The 13183-nt window shown below is 62.5% G+C and carries 13 protein-coding genes and 1 tRNA gene; all 14 read right to left on the bottom strand.

Annotated features, from left to right (window positions below; genetic code table 11):
• Positions 1 to 103: 103 nt before the first annotated feature.
• The 14 genes from KJQ12_RS12225 to folP all read right to left on the bottom strand — a co-directional run bounded on the left by KJQ12_RS12225 (position 104) and on the right by folP (position 13183).
• Positions 104 to 192: transfer RNA gene (locus tag KJQ12_RS12225), tRNA-Ser, on the bottom strand.
• Positions 193 to 272: 80 nt separating this feature from the next.
• Positions 273 to 1553: a serine--tRNA ligase gene (serS, locus tag KJQ12_RS12220; protein ID WP_213484893.1), complete on the bottom strand. Its 1281-nt coding sequence runs from the start codon at positions 1551 to 1553 to the stop codon at positions 273 to 275.
• Positions 1554 to 1571: 18 nt separating this feature from the next.
• Complete coding sequence (pdxT, locus tag KJQ12_RS12215) at positions 1572 to 2162, bottom strand: pyridoxal 5'-phosphate synthase glutaminase subunit PdxT (RefSeq protein ID WP_213484895.1); 591 nt, start codon at positions 2160 to 2162, stop codon at positions 1572 to 1574.
• Between the two features lie 36 nt (positions 2163 to 2198).
• Entirely contained in the window at positions 2199 to 3080 is an 882-nt protein-coding gene (gene pdxS, locus KJQ12_RS12210) for a pyridoxal 5'-phosphate synthase lyase subunit PdxS (protein ID WP_015256396.1), read from the bottom strand.
• Positions 3081 to 3192: 112 nt separating this feature from the next.
• Entirely contained in the window at positions 3193 to 4458 is a 1266-nt protein-coding gene (locus tag KJQ12_RS12205; RefSeq protein ID WP_015256397.1) for a D-alanyl-D-alanine carboxypeptidase family protein, read from the bottom strand.
• A 222-nt stretch (positions 4459 to 4680) separates the two neighbouring features.
• Positions 4681 to 6138 (bottom strand): IMP dehydrogenase, encoded by a 1458-nt coding sequence (gene guaB, locus KJQ12_RS12200; protein WP_015256398.1) that lies wholly within the window; start codon positions 6136 to 6138, stop codon positions 4681 to 4683.
• Between the two features lie 177 nt (positions 6139 to 6315).
• On the bottom strand, positions 6316 to 7593 hold the full coding sequence (locus KJQ12_RS12195; RefSeq protein ID WP_213484892.1) for a putative glycoside hydrolase: 1278 nt from the start codon (positions 7591 to 7593) through the stop codon (positions 6316 to 6318).
• Positions 7594 to 7750: 157 nt separating this feature from the next.
• Positions 7751 to 9283, bottom strand: a complete 1533-nt coding sequence (gene lysS / locus KJQ12_RS12190; protein ID WP_015256400.1) for a lysine--tRNA ligase — start codon at positions 9281 to 9283, stop codon at positions 7751 to 7753.
• Between the two features lie 123 nt (positions 9284 to 9406).
• Complete coding sequence (gene greA, locus KJQ12_RS12185) at positions 9407 to 9883, bottom strand: transcription elongation factor GreA (RefSeq protein WP_015256401.1); 477 nt, start codon at positions 9881 to 9883, stop codon at positions 9407 to 9409.
• Positions 9884 to 10121: 238 nt separating this feature from the next.
• Positions 10122 to 11111 (bottom strand): tRNA dihydrouridine synthase DusB, encoded by a 990-nt coding sequence (dusB, locus tag KJQ12_RS12180; protein WP_015256402.1) that lies wholly within the window; start codon positions 11109 to 11111, stop codon positions 10122 to 10124.
• 111 nt (positions 11112 to 11222) lie between these two features.
• Positions 11223 to 11438: a helix-turn-helix domain-containing protein gene (locus tag KJQ12_RS12175; RefSeq protein WP_015256403.1), complete on the bottom strand. Its 216-nt coding sequence runs from the start codon at positions 11436 to 11438 to the stop codon at positions 11223 to 11225.
• Positions 11390 to 11947, bottom strand: coding sequence for a 2-amino-4-hydroxy-6-hydroxymethyldihydropteridine diphosphokinase (folK, locus tag KJQ12_RS12170; RefSeq protein WP_015256404.1), 558 nt, complete (start codon positions 11945 to 11947; stop codon positions 11390 to 11392). The genes KJQ12_RS12175 and folK overlap by 49 nt, the downstream gene beginning before the upstream one ends.
• Positions 11931 to 12311 carry a dihydroneopterin aldolase gene (gene folB, locus KJQ12_RS12165; protein ID WP_213484891.1) on the bottom strand — a complete coding sequence of 127 codons (381 nt, stop codon included), beginning with the start codon at positions 12309 to 12311 and terminating at the stop codon, positions 11931 to 11933. Before folB ends, folK begins: the two co-directional genes overlap by 17 nt.
• Positions 12299 to 13183: a dihydropteroate synthase gene (folP, locus tag KJQ12_RS12160; RefSeq protein ID WP_213484890.1), complete on the bottom strand. Its 885-nt coding sequence runs from the start codon at positions 13181 to 13183 to the stop codon at positions 12299 to 12301. The genes folB and folP overlap by 13 nt, the downstream gene beginning before the upstream one ends.

The following is a 13183-nucleotide window of genomic DNA, read 5'->3' as shown; positions in this document are numbered from 1 at the left end:
CTCGCCAGCCCCCATTCCGGACTTTCACCGTAGAGATGACGCCCATGCCGGGCGTACATCAAAAAGCCGATCCCTAAGATCAGGATCGGCTTAATGCTATTTATGGCGGAGAGAGTGGGATTCGAACCCACGTGGGCTTGCGCCCTAACGGTTTTCAAGACCGCCCCGTTATGACCACTTCGGTATCTCTCCGCGTACAAGAAGCACAGAACATTGTATCACAAGCCGCAACCGGCTGACAACCGGCTGCGGCCTGTAAAGCTCAGGGTATGTCAAGCAGGCCGGATCGCATCCAATCCGCCCATATACGGACGAAGCGCCTCCGGAATCAGTACCGAACCGTCTTCCTGCTGATAGTTCTCGAGAATGGCGGCGACCGTCCGGCCGACCGCGAGCCCCGAGCCGTTCAGCGTATGGATGAACTCCGGCTTGCCCTTCGGTTCGCGGCGGAAGCGGATGTTCGCCCGGCGAGCCTGGAAGTCCTCGAAGTTCGTGCAGGACGAGATCTCGCGATAGGTGCCGTAGCTCGGCAGCCACACTTCAATATCGTAGGTCTTCGCCGAGCCGAAGCCCATGTCGCCCGTGCACAGCACGATGACGCGGTAGGGCAGACCGAGAGCCTTGAGCACCTGCTCCGCTTCCGCCGTCAGCGTCTCCAGCTCCGCATACGAATCCTCCGGCTTCACGTACTTCACCAGCTCGACTTTGTTGAACTGATGCTGCCGGATGAGGCCGCGCGTATCACGTCCGGCTGCGCCGGCCTCAGCGCGGAAGCAGGCGGAGTAGGCGACGAATTTCTTCGGCAGATCCGAAGCTTCCAGGATGGTCTCCCGGTACAGGTTCGTGACCGGCACTTCCGCCGTCGGAATCAGGTAATAGTCCTGCCCGTCGATCTTGAACAGATCTTCCTCGAACTTCGGCAGCTGGCCGGTGCCGATCAGGCTGTCCCGGTTCACGATGTAGGGCGGCAGCACTTCCTCGTACCCGTGCCGATCCGCATGCAGATCCATCATGAAGCTGATCAGCGCGCGCTCCAGCCTTGCGCCGAGCCCGCGGTAGAAGACGAACCGCGAACCGGTGACGCGCGCCGCCGATTCGAAATCGAGAATGCCGAGCCGATCGGCGATCTCCCAGTGCGACTTCGGCTCGAACGGGAATGCCGGAGGCTCGCCGTGCCGGCGAATCTCCACATTGTCCTCTTCCGACGCGCCGACCGGCACGGATTCGTGCGGAATGTTCGGAACGGCGAGCAAGATGCGCTCGATCTTCGCCTCCAACTCTCGCACTTCATCGTCCAATTCCTTGATCCGGTCGCCGACCTCGCGCATCTCGACGATCAAAGCTTCGGCGTCGCCGCCTTCGCGCTTGATCTTCGCCACTTCCTGCGACACCGTGTTGCGCCGGTTCTTCAGCCGCTCGGTCTCGGTCAGCAATTCGCGGCGGCGCTGGTCCAGCGCCGGGAAATCGGCGATCAGCTCCTCCGACGCGCCGCGATGCACCAGCGCTTGCTTCACTCTGTCATAATCGCTGCGGAGCAGCCTGACGTCCAACACGTTCGTCTATACCCCTCTCTACTTCACGCTCTTCTCTGCGGCCGCTTCCTCGGCCATGGCGACGAAGTAAGCGTGCAGGGCGCTGTCATCCGTCAGCTCCGGATGGAACGAGCAGGCGAGCAGACGGTTCTGCCGTGCGGCGACGATCTCGCCCTTGTACACCGACAATACCTCGACGTCCGGCCCGACCTCCTTGATGAGCGGTGCGCGGATGAAGACCGCCCGAAGGGGCCGGTCAAGTCCGGCGACCTCCAGGTCCGTCTCGAAACTTTCGCGCTGCCGGCCGAACGCATTGCGCACGACCGTCATGTCCATCAGGCCGAGGTGGGCTTCCTCCCCGCCGTCAATCCGCTGCGCGAGCACGATCAGCCCGGCGCAGGTGCCGAAGATCGGCTTGCCATCCGCCGCGAACTGACGGATGGCTTCGATGAAACCGTATTTGCGCATGAGCTTGCCGATCGTCGTGCTCTCCCCGCCCGGAATGACCAGACCGTGCAGCTCCGAAAGCTGTTCAACCCGCTTGACGGCGACGGCTTCCGCTCCCGCTTGTTGAAGCGAGCGGATATGTTCCGCGACGGCGCCTTGCAGCGCCAACACGCCAATTTTGATGGTCAAAGTGGATCCCTTCTTCCCTTGAGGGCCCGATTACACGCTGCGATCCTGCATCCGGTCGTAGCCGGTCAGCTGCGAGATCTCGATGCCTTTCATCGGCGTGCCCAGATTTTTGGACACTTCGGCAATCAGCGCGTAGTCCTCGTAATGCGTCGTCGCTTCCACGATCGCGCGGGCGAATTTCTCCGGATTGTCCGACTTGAAAATGCCCGAGCCGACGAACACCCCGTCCGCGCCGAGATGCATCATGAGCGCCGCATCGGCCGGCGTCGCCACGCCGCCCGCCGCGAAATTGACGACCGGCAGCTTGCCGTTCTCGTGAACATAACGCAGCAGATCGTACGGCACGCCGAGCACTTTCGCCTCGTTGTACAGCTCGTCTTTCGACATATTCTGCACTTTGCGGATCTGGCTCATGATCAGCCGCATGTGGCGGACCGCCTCGACGATATTGCCCGTGCCCGGCTCGCCCTTCGTCCGGATCATCGAAGCGCCCTCCTGGATGCGGCGCAGCGCCTCGCCCAGATCCTTCGCGCCGCAGACGAACGGCACCGTGAACTGGTGCTTGTCGATATGATAGACTTCATCCGCGGGCGTCAGCACTTCGCTCTCGTCGATGTAGTCGACGCCGAGCGCTTCCAGCACCTTCGCTTCGACGAAATGCCCGATCCGCGCCTTCGCCATGACGGGAATCGAGACGGCCTTCATGACCTCTTCCACGACCGTCGGATCGGCCATCCGGGCGACGCCGCCGGCGGCGCGGATATCCGCGGGAACCCGTTCAAGCGCCATGACCGCCACGGCGCCGGCCGCTTCGGCGATCTTCGCCTGCTCGGCGTTCATCACGTCCATGATGACGCCGCCCTTCTGCATTTCGGCCATGCCGCGTTTCACGCGAGTCGTACCGGTTTCCATGTCTTCAAGTTCCTCCCACTCGACACGTAGTGTCCGAATTCGTACTAAACCTATATTTTAAATGAACGAGCCGACGCCGGCAACTGCGCAGAATATGCGTCCGGTCGGCGTTCTACCCGATGATGCCCTTGAACAGATTGCGGAAAAAGTCGCCGATGCCGCGGAACATGAGCCGCCACCAGCTGCCCTTCTTCGCTTCCTCGCCCGTGATCAGGTTGACCGTCTTCTCCAGCTTGTTCGCGCCGTCCGTATAAACGTAGGTGACGGAGCCGGCTTTCGTGCCCGCCGGCAGCGGTGCGACAAGCTCTTCCGGCGGCAGAACTTCAACGTTCGACACTTCGATCTGCGGCTCGACGCCCTTGCGGACAAGGAAGGTGACATCCGATTCGGTCACAACCGGCACTTCGGTCTTGACGCCTTTCTTAATCTTGACCGTTTCCACCGATTCTACAACCGATTTCGGGGCCACGACCGTCTTCATCTCGAAATTGTTGAACCCGTAGTCAAACAGTTTCGCCGTCTCCAGGAACCGTTCGCCCATCGAGTCGGTGCCCATCACGACGCTGATCAGCCGCATGTCGCCGCGTTTCGCCGTACCCGTGAAGCAGTAGCCCGCTGCGCTGATGTAGCCGGTCTTCATCCCGTCGACGCCTTCATAGGCGTACTGACGGAAGTTCGTCACATCTTTGTTCCCTTCGAGCATCCAGTTGTAGTTGATCATCGGATCCTTGTCCCGCTCGCGGAATTTGTACTGCGTGATGCTCGAATATTTCAGGAACGTCTCGCCGTGCTGCTGCAGAATGACCCGCGCGAGCTTCGACAGATCGCGGGCCGAAATCACCGTGTCTTCCTGCAGGCCGGTCGCCCCTGTGAAGTGCGCCGTGGACAGCCCGAGCTCACGCGCCGTATCGTTCATGATGTCGACAAATGCGGCTTCCGAGCCGGCGATATAGGATGCGAGCGCGACCGTCGCGTCGTTGGCCGAGCCGACGGCCATCGCAATGTACAATTCCTCAACCGTATGCTTGTCGCCCTCAGCCAGATAGATCTGCGAACCATCGGCCGGCGTCGAAGCGGCCTCCTTGCTGACCGGCACAACGTCCGACCAGTTCAATTTGCCCTCCGCAATCCGGCTGAGCACGATATATTCGGTCATCAATTTCGTCATGCTGGCAGGCGGTCTGGGCTGATCCGCATTGCGTTCATACAGGACTTGTCCCGTCTCGAAATCGATCAGGATGGCCGCGTCAACCGATTCGCCGAGCTGGAACGTCGTTCCCGATACCGTCGCCGTACCTTCTTCCGCCAGGACCGCAGGCACGGCCCCGAGCGCATACACAACAAACAACACGGCCAGAACAGCTGCCAAGGTCCGCATTCGGACAGACCGTTTCCCGTGGTCGTTCAACTCCGTTTCCCCTTTCTCCCCGTGTCGTATCGTCCCTAATTGTATCACAGTCTTTCCGGGCAGAAAAACCGGGAATCCCGAAAGACCGCCCGCTCCGCACGGCGCCCGCGCCTACAGAAAAACGCGGACCTTGTCGAGTCCGCGTCCCGTTGCAGGGTGTGCGCAGCAAGTGCGATTCCGGGAAGCCGCTTGTTACAGCGAATAGTTCGGCGCTTCCTTCGTAATCTGCACGTCGTGGGGATGGCTCTCCCTGAGGCCGGCGTTCGTAATCCGGATAAATTGCGTGTCGTTGATCAGCTCCTGGATGTTGCGCGCGCCGCAGTAGCCCATGCCGGCGCGCAGCCCGCCGATCAGCTGATGGACCGTGTCGGCCAGCGGGCCCTTGTACGGCACCCGGCCTTCGATGCCTTCCGGCACGAGCTTGCTCTCGTTCTCCTGGAAGTAGCGGTCGCCGCTGCCTTCCTTCATTGCGCCGAGCGATCCCATGCCGCGGTAAACCTTGAACCTCCGGCCCTGGTAGATCTCCGATTCGCCCGGGCTCTCCTCCGTGCCCGCGAACAGGCTGCCGATCATGACCGCGCTGGCGCCTGCCGCGATCGCCTTCGTAATGTCGCCGGAATATTTGATGCCGCCGTCCGCGATGATCGGCACGCCGTATTGGCGCGCCACCGTCGCGCAGTCATAGATCGCCGTAATCTGCGGCACGCCGATGCCGGCGATGACCCGGGTCGTGCAGATGGAGCCCGGCCCGATGCCGACTTTGACGATGGAAGCGCCGGCTTCGATCAGGTCGCGCGTCGCTTCGCCCGTCGCCACGTTGCCCGCGACGATCGTCAGGTCCGGATACAGCGCGCGCAGCTTGCGGACCGTCTCGATGATATTGACGTGGTGGCCGTGCGCCGAATCGACGACGATCACGTCGACGCCGGCTTTGACCAGCGCCTCCGCCCGCTCGAAGGTGTCCTTGGAAATGCCGATCGCGGCGCCGCAGAGCAGCCGTCCCTGCGCGTCCTTCGCCGCATTCGGGAACTGGATCGCCTTCTCGATGTCCTTGATCGTGATGAGGCCTTTCAGCACGTTGTTCTCGTCGACGAGCGGCAATTTCTCTATCTTGTGCCGCTGGAGAATCCCTTCGGCCTGCTGCAGCGTCGTGCCGACGGGCGCCGTCACGAGGTTGTCGCGGGTCATGACTTCCTTGATCTTGATCGAGTAGTCATGGACAAAACGCAGGTCGCGGTTCGTCAGAATGCCGACCAGCTTGCCGTCGCCATCCACGATCGGCACGCCCGAGATCCGGTACTTGCCCATCAGTTCCTCGGCGTCGTAGACGTGATGCTCCGGCGTCAGCGAGAACGGGTTCGTGATGACGCCGCTCTCCGAGCGCTTGACCCGGTCGACTTCTTCCGCTTGCTGGGCCGCCGACATGTTCTTGTGGATGATGCCGATGCCGCCTTCCCGCGCAATCGCGATCGCCATTGCCGACTCCGTCACCGTGTCCATGCCCGCGCTGATGAGTGGAATGTTCAGCTTCACGCTGCCGCTCAGCTTGACGGATACGTCGACTTCCCTCGGCAGTACCTCCGATTTGCGCGGAATGAGCAGCACGTCATCGAACGTCAGCCCTTCCTTGGCAAACTTCGTTTCCCACACAGTTGGTTCCTCCTCGATGATGCGGACCCGAAGGTCCGGTTCGACACATTCCGGCGGCCGGATACCGCAGGCCGCAGCCCGCGCGGCACCGGCTCCCTGTGTATATTGTCGTTATATTATCAAAGCGGTTTTGGGCCTGTCAAGGACAGTCGGGATGCCCCGAAACGCGCTTCGGCGTCAGCGGTAATCGTACGTGCAGGACGGGTTCCAGAGCAGAAATTGCTTCACGCCCGCCTCCTCGGCGGCGCGGATCTGCTCGCGGATCTGCCTCGCCCGGTACGGCTGGTGCGGGCGCAGCCAGGCGGCGGTGAACGCCTGGAGCCACGGCCGGATCTTCGCGGGACTTGCGCCCTCCGCCGAAAGCACCCGGTTGCGCTTGCCGGCATCATCCAGGGCATGCCGGACGACGGCCGACGGCGCCAGGTCGGGGTGCCGGATGCCGTACGTCCCCCCGGCGTAATGGGACGGGTAGACCATCGGGGAGATGACATCCACCGCCGGGGCGATCTCCCGCCACGTCTGGCCGATGCCCATGTCGTCACGCGCCGTCGTGACCAGGCCGAACACGTCCGCCGACAGCGCCGTGCCGGTTGCATGCAGCGCGCTGCGCGCATCGCGGAGAAACCGGCCGATCGCTTCCCGCTTCGTCCACCCTTCCGGGTTGCGGTAGCGGACGACGCGGTCCATCGCTTCCCCGTTGTCGGGGAACCGGACATAGTCGAACTGGATTTCGTCGAATCCGAGCGCGGCCGCTTCCTTCGCAATGGCGATGTTGTAGGCCCGCACTTCCGGCCGGTACGGCTCGACCCAGGGCTGCCCTTTCCGGTCCCGCCACAGCGCGCCGGACGCCGTATGGAACGCCCATTCCGGCTTCGCGCGAGCCAGCAGCGGATCCTTGAACACGACGACACGCCCGATCGTATAGATCCGCTTCGCCTTCAGCCGCCTGAGCAGGCCGGCCATGTCGCGGACCTGCGCCCCGCGGTCGGCGCCGACGGCGCGGACTTCCGGCAGCGACGACCGGTAGGTCAGCTGGCCGTAGTCGTTCTTCACGTCGATGACCATCGCGTTCAGGTCCGTCTCGTCGACGAGCCGGATCAGCCGCTCCATCGGCTCCTTGCTGCCGGCGATCCAGCCGGAGACATAGATGCCCCGGATGTCGTCCGGAATCGCTGGCGCATCGGAGCCGGTACGGCCGCGGGGTTCAAATGCGTCCCGCTCGGCAGACCGCCGAACCGGCGCGGACTCGTCCGCCCTGCCATTCGGTTTTGACGTTTCCGTCTTGGACGGATGCTCCGCCCCGGGATCCGCCTGCACGAACTCCGACATCCGTTGGTCCGCCGGCTGACGTTCCTTCCGCCGATCCTCCGATCCATCCCCGGCCGCGCAGCCGCCGGCCAGCAGCAACGCCGCGGCGAGCGCCATTCCTCTCACCGTGAGCGCACGTCCTGTCATGGGCGTTCCTCCGCAACGTGGTGTGCCTTTAGTATGGGCACGCAGCCTCGTCCAGTTGAGAAGGAGATTCCGCCAGCTTAGGAAGAAATCGCTCGCCGCCGTTCTGCACAACAAAGACCGCCCGCAACAGCTGCAGGCGGTCTCAAGCCAACAAGCGTTATTCGCCGGCGCGATCCCGCATATGCGGGAACAGCAGCACATCCCGGATCGACGGCGCATCCGTCAGCAGCATGACCAGACGGTCGATGCCGATGCCGAGCCCGCCGGTCGGCGGCATGCCGTATTCCAGCGCGCGCAGGAAATCCTCGTCCATTTCATGCGCCTCGTCGTTGCCTTGCTCGCGTTCGGCAAGCTGCGCCTCGAACCGTTCGCGCTGGTCGATCGGATCGTTCAGCTCGGTGAACGCGTTCGCATGCTCCCGCGCGACGATGAACAGTTCGAACCGGTCCGTAAAGCGCGGATCTTCGTCATTCTTCTTCGCCAGCGGCGAGATCGCCACCGGATGGCCCGTGACGAACGTCGGCTGGATAAGCGTGTGCTCGCAGAACTTTTCGAAGAACGCGTTGACGATATGGCCGAACTGCATGTGCGGCTCGACCGGCACGCCGTGCGCCTTCGCCAGTTCATGCGCCTCTTCGTCGCTCATCTGCTTCGTGAAGTCGATGCCCGTCGCTTCCTTGACGAGCTCGACCATCGAAACCCGGCGCCACGGCGGGGCCAGGTCGATCTCCATCCCCTGGTACGTGATCTTCGTCGTGCCGAGCACGTCCTGCGCGATATGCGCGATCAGGTTCTCGGTCAGCGTCATGATGTCGCGGTAGTCGGCGTAGGCCTCGTACAGCTCCAGCATCGTGAACTCCGGATTGTGGCGCGTCGACACGCCCTCGTTCCGGTACACCCGGCCGATCTCGTACACCTTCTCCAGGCCGCCGACGATCAGCCGCTTCAGATGCAGCTCGATCGCGATCCGCATGTAGAGCTGCATGTCCAGCGCGTTGTGATGCGTGATGAACGGCCGCGCCGCCGCGCCCCCGGCGATCGCGTGCAGCGTCGGCGTCTCGACTTCGAGATAGCCGTGGCTGTCCAGATAGCGCCGCATCGATTGGATGATGCGGGAACGGGTGATGAACGTCTGCTTCACGTCCGGATTGACGATCAGATCGACGTAGCGCTGCCGATAGCGCAGCTCGACGTCTTTCAGCCCGTGATACTTGTCCGGAAGCGGCAGCAGCGACTTCGTCAGCACCTCCAGCTCCTGGACCTTGACGGAAGTCTCGCCGGTCTTCGTCTTGAAGACGGTGCCCTTCACCCCGATGATGTCGCCGATGTCGAGCATCGAGAACGCCTTGTACGCCGTCTCGCCGACCGCGTCCTGACGGACGTAGATCTGGATCCTGCCCGACAGGTCCTGGATGTGGGCGAACGACGCCTTCCCCATGGACCGCTTCTGCATGATCCGTCCGGCGATGCTGACGGATACCTGCTTCGCCTCAAGCTCCTCCGTCTCCAGCGCATCGTACGCGTCCAGAATCTCCTGCGCCTGATGCGTCCGCTCGTACTTCCGGCCGAACGGGTCCAGCCCGAGTTTCCGGAGCTCGTCCAACTTGCTTCGCCGGATGCGGAGCAGCTCGCTCAATTCCTGCTCCTGTCCGGCCGTTTCCACACTGCCGCCTTGCTGCTGATGATCCAAATGTCCCAACTCCTTGTTCAGATAGCCGATAAGCGAACTTATGGGCGGAATGACTTACAAGTCCGCATCGTCGGAAAAAAAAGCTTCCGGAGGAAGCTTTTGCACCATGCCCTTATGCCCTTCTCACTTCTTGATGTCGACAATCTTGTATTTGATGATGCCCGCGGGTACATTCACGTCGACGACGGTTCCCTTCTTCTTGCCGAGAATCGCCTTGCCGACAGGGCTTTCGTTCGAAATCTTGTTCTGCGACGGATCCGCTTCCGCCGTGCCGACGATCACGTACTCCATCGTGTCGCCGTACTCGACGTCTTCCACCGTCACGATCGAGCCGATGCTGACCGTGTCCGTGTCGATCTCGTCGTTGTTGATGATGCGGGCGTTGCGAAGCATTTTCTCCAGGGTGATGATTCGCCCTTCGATGAAGGCCTGCTCGTTCTTGGCGTCTTCATACTCGGAGTTCTCGCTGATGTCGCCGTAGCCGATGGCGATCTTGATCCGCTCTGCCACCTCGCGCCGCTTCACCGATTTGAGGTTTTCCAGCTCCTCTTCGAGCCGTTTCAAACCGTCTTGCGTAAGAATGATTTCTTTGTCGCTCATCTAACGATTCTCCCGTCGTAGCGAATTTTCATACCCTATAAGAACTGAACTCGCTATAATATATTGCCGCTCCGGCCGGTCATGACACTTGCAACTACCCGCTTGCCTGCGGTCGGGTCAATGTTATTGCATGATTATAGGTCATACCCGTCGGGTATGTCAATCTCGCCGGGGTGCCTGCCTGACGCCCCGGCGGAACCGCGAAGCCGCGCGGACCAGCCGCGCGGCCGTTCATGATTCAGGCGGTGCCGACCGTCTCCTCCAGCGAGTCGACGTAGTCGTTCAGGATGCTTACCATGCGATCCCGGCTTGTCTCTTCCATGATCTGATCCTTCACGCGGGCGGCCCGCGGCAGTCCCTTCAGGTACCAGGCGAGATGCTTGCGCATCTCCCGGACCGCCTGCGCCTCGCCCTTCAGCGCGATGAGGCGGTCCATGTGCAGAACGGCGATTTCGACCTTCTCCTTCGGCGTCGGCTCGGGCAGAAGCTCGCCGGTCGTCAGATAATGGACGGTCCGGTACAGCATCCACGGGTTGCCGAGCGCTCCCCGGCCGATCATGACGCCGTCTACGCCGGTCGTCTCCAGCATCCGCTTCGCGTCCTCCGGCGTGAAGACGTCGCCGTTGCCGATGACCGGAATCGAGACGGCCTCCTTCACTTCCTTGATCACGTTCCAGTCGGCCTTGCCCGTGTACAGCTGCTCCCGGGTGCGCCCGTGAACGGCGACCGCCTTGCCGCCGGCCCGTTCGACCGCGCGCGCGTTCTCGACGGCGTAAATGTGCTGGTCGTCCCAGCCGATCCGCATCTTCACGGTGACCGGCTTCTCGACGGCATCGACGACAGCCGCCACCATCTCGTAAATTTTGTCCGGATCGAGCAGCCAGCGCGCGCCGGCGTCGCATTTCGTCACCTTCGGCACGGGGCAGCCCATGTTGATGTCGATGATGTCGGCGTTCGTCTGCTTGTCGACGACTTTCGCCGCCTCGACAAGCGACTTGCGGTCGCCCCCGAAAATTTGCAGGCTGAGCGGCTTCTCCCGCTCGTCCACATAGAGCATTTCCATCGTCCGCTTGTTGCCGTGAATAATCGCCTTGTCGCTGACCATCTCGGCGCAGACCAGTCCGCATCCGAACTCCTTCGCGATCAGCCGGAAAGCGGGGTTGCACACGCCGGCCATCGGCGCGAGCACCACCTGATTCTTGAGTTCAATATCGCCGATCTTGAGCATGTTCCATCGCCTCCTTCCCGCCGGTTCAGGCAAAAAAGATCAACGCAAAGCGCGCACCGCACCCTTAAACCGCATCTGATGCCGTGCACGCCATAACCGCCGCCCGGAGCGTCAGGCGCCGGGCTCGTTTCCCGTCAGTTCGTCGTAATCGATGCCGAGCGACTCGGCAATGCGCTGCATCAGCTTGGAATCGGGCCGGCGCGTGCCCCGCTCGAGCGAGCCGAGCACGGCAACCGAGACGCCCATCCGGTCAGCCAGCTGCTGCTGGGTCAGTCCTTTCAGTTTTCGAAATGCGCGGATGCGCAAGGCCAGGTGATCGTTGTCCATCTTGCGATGCCATCCTTTCCCTGCGAGAGCGCCGCACGGGCCGCCGACTCGACCGCCGGCCTGCAGGATGCGTGTTCATCCAGCACTTCGAGCAGCGGCACGAGCACGAATGCCCGCTCCATCATCCGGGGATGGGGAAGCGTCAGCTCTTCCGTCGCAAGCTCGGCGCCGTCCATCAGCAGCAGATCAAGGTCGATCGTGCGCGGACCGAAGCGGATATTCCGCACCCTGCCGAGTTCCCGCTCCACTTCCAGCATCTCCCGCAGCAAATCGAGCGGCTGCCGCTCCGTCGTCAGCGCGGCCGCCATGTTGAGAAATTTCGGCTGGTCGACATACCCGACCGGATCCGTCTCGTAGACGGCGGACACCCGGTCGACCGTAATGCCGTCGCGAGCGTGAAGCCGCCGCAAGGCCTCCGCAAGCTGCGCTTCCCTGTCTCCCAGATTGGAGCCGAGCGCGATATAGGCGCGCCGTCCGGCCGGCGCCTTGATGTCATCCTTGCCCGTCATGTTGTTCCCGCTTTCTGCGCAATTCCACGGTCACGCCGTCGAAATGGATGTCAAACGGCGGATGCGGCTTCGTCACGCGGACCAGAACTTCATTTATATTAGTATAAGTGTCGAGCAGATCGGTTGCAATACGGCGGGCGAGCGCTTCGATCAGCCTGCACGGCGGACCTTCGACGATTCGCTTCACCCGCGCGTGCAGATCGGCGTAGTTGACCGTCTTCGCCAGGTCGTCCGCCGCCGCCGCTTCCTCCAGCTCAAGCGCAAGCTCCACATCCACCATGAATTGCTGGCCGAGCCGGTTCTCCTCCGGAATGACGCCGTGATAGCCGAAAAAACGCATGCCGCGCACGATCATTTTGTCCATGGTACGCCCGCCTCCCCGCGAATGTCGGCCTGCCGATAGACCACCGCATCGGTCATCCGCACCGTCCGGACGATGCGGTCCACGTCATGCACGCGCACGACCTGGCAGCCTTGGGCGATGCCGAGGGCGACGGTCGCGGCCGTTCCTTCGACGACGTCGTCCGCCGGCAGATCAAGCGTATGGCGGATGAACCGTTTGCGGGACGTGCCGAGCAGCACCGGGTAACCCAGCCGGACAAGCTCGGCGAGCCGGCCCATCATGTCGAGATTGTCCTCATATTCTTTCGCGAAACCGATGCCCGGGTCGAGCCAGATGTTATACGAATCGACACCCGCATCAAGCGCTGTCCGCACCGATGCCAGCAGATCGGCCGCCACGTCCCGGGCGATATCGGCATACCCGCCGGTTTCGCGCCGGTTGTGGCTGATGACGACCGGACAGCCGAATTCGGCCGCGGTGCGCGCCATCTCCGGATCGGCCGTAAGCCCCCAAATGTCGTTGATGATGTGCACGCCCGCTTCAAGCGCCTTCCGCGCCGTCTCCGCCTTGTACGTGTCGATCGAGAGCGGCACGTGCGGCAACGCCTCGCGCACCGCCCGGATGACCGGGATGACGCGCCGGATCTCCTCGTCCGCGGGCACCGGCTCATGTCCCGGCCGCGTCGATTCGCCGCCGATGTCGAGAATGTCCGCCCCGGCTTCGACCATCCGCACGGCATGTTCGACGGCCGCGTCCACCGCCAGGTACCGCCCGCCGTCGGAGAAAGAATCCGGCGTCACGTTCAGGATGCCCATAACGAGCGTCCGTCTTCCCAATTCCAGATTCACGCCGCCGGCCAGCTCATATGTCCGGCTCCAGAATACCGGTCTCAT

This window comes from Thermobacillus xylanilyticus (genome assembly GCF_907165215.1).
GTDB lineage: Bacteria > Bacillota > Bacilli > Paenibacillales > Paenibacillaceae > Thermobacillus > Thermobacillus xylanilyticus.
Note: the sequence above shows the minus strand (reverse complement) of the source record. Positions and strands in the feature narration are given on the sequence as shown.